Below are 1,197 nucleotides of genomic sequence, written 5' to 3'. Positions count from 1 at the left end.
GGGGGGGGGGCCCGCCGCCAGCGCCAGTTCATGAAATACGGCAGGCATCGGCGGCCAGGTTTGATCGGTTACCGGGTCGACCGGGGAGTACAAATAGCCGTGGCGATCGGTAGTCCAGCCCAGCGCGCCGCAGTTGGTCATGGCGACCGACATGGTGTACCCGCCCGGCGTGACCATCTGGCGAAACGGCGACTGACTGGCGACGTCGGCTATCGCCTGCAGCAGCGCCGGGGCGCGTTCGCGGGCAAATCGCCGCAGCACCACCGCGCCGGGGGCCAGCGGCTCCTGCCACGGTGGGGTATCGCTAAACAGATCGAGCATTACTCCTCCTCATGTTGGGCCTCGCGCGCCAGCAGCTGCGCTTTTCGCGCCGTTCCCCAACGATAACCGGACAGGGCGCCATCTTCACGCACCACCCGGTGGCAGGGAACAATCACCGCCAGCGAATTCGCCGCGCAGGCGCCGGCCACGGCTCTTACCGCCCGCGGCTGGCCAATATGCTCTGCCACCTGGCGGTAGCTGCGGGTCTCACCCGCCGGGATCTGCCGCAGCGCCTGCCAGACCTGCAGCTGAAACGCGGTGCCCTGCAGATCCAGCGGCAGCGATACCGGCCGCCGGCTGTCGTCGAGGTGGGCGAAAATCTCGGCCATCTGCTGACAAAAATCGGGGTCGCCTTCACGCAGCTCGGCATTGGGAAAGCGCCGGCGCAGGTCGTCGAGCAATGCCGCATCGTTATCACCCGGCAGCACCGCGCAGACGCCGCGCTCGCTCTGCGCCACCAGGCAACGACCCAGCGCGCAGTCGCCCGTGGTCCAGGTTACCACGGTGGCGGCGCCGCCGCGGCGAAACTGGCTGGCGGTCATCCCTAACGCTGCGTCGGCCTGGCGATAATAGCTGCTGCTGTCGGGAAAACCAGCCGCCAGCGCGGCGCGGGTCACCGGTATCCCCTGCTCCAGCGCTTCCCGCAGGCGCTGCGACCGCCACGCTTGTTGCCAGGCTTTAGGGGTCATGCCGGTGACGGATTTAAATAATCGGTGAAAATGAAACGGGCTCATCGCCAGCTGGCCTGCCAGCGCCTCGAGGGTCAGGGGCGCGTCCTGCTCCAGCAGCCGACAGGCCTGCGCCACTTTGTCGACCCTTTGCTGCTGCGGGTAGTCTTTATCCGGTTGGCAGCGTTTGCAGGGGCGGAATCCCGCC

At 67.4% G+C, this 1,197-nt stretch carries 1 protein-coding gene and 1 pseudogene; both read right to left on the bottom strand.

Annotation, left to right across the window (positions count from 1 at the left end; translation table 11 throughout):
• Positions 1-321: pseudogene (locus tag HMPREF9538_RS00965) on the bottom strand (alpha-ketoglutarate-dependent dioxygenase AlkB); the annotation flags it as partial.
• The coding region (gene ada / locus HMPREF9538_RS00970; protein WP_009486435.1) for a bifunctional DNA-binding transcriptional regulator/O6-methylguanine-DNA methyltransferase Ada at positions 321-1,197 on the bottom strand (877 nt) is incomplete at its 5' end. The pseudogene HMPREF9538_RS00965 and the gene ada, both read right to left, overlap by 1 nt.

Source organism: Klebsiella sp. MS 92-3, assembly GCF_000195655.1.
GTDB classification, from domain to species: domain Bacteria; phylum Pseudomonadota; class Gammaproteobacteria; order Enterobacterales; family Enterobacteriaceae; genus Klebsiella; species Klebsiella pneumoniae.
The sequence above is the reverse complement of the archived record's forward strand: the minus strand, read 5'-3'. Positions and strand labels throughout refer to the sequence as shown.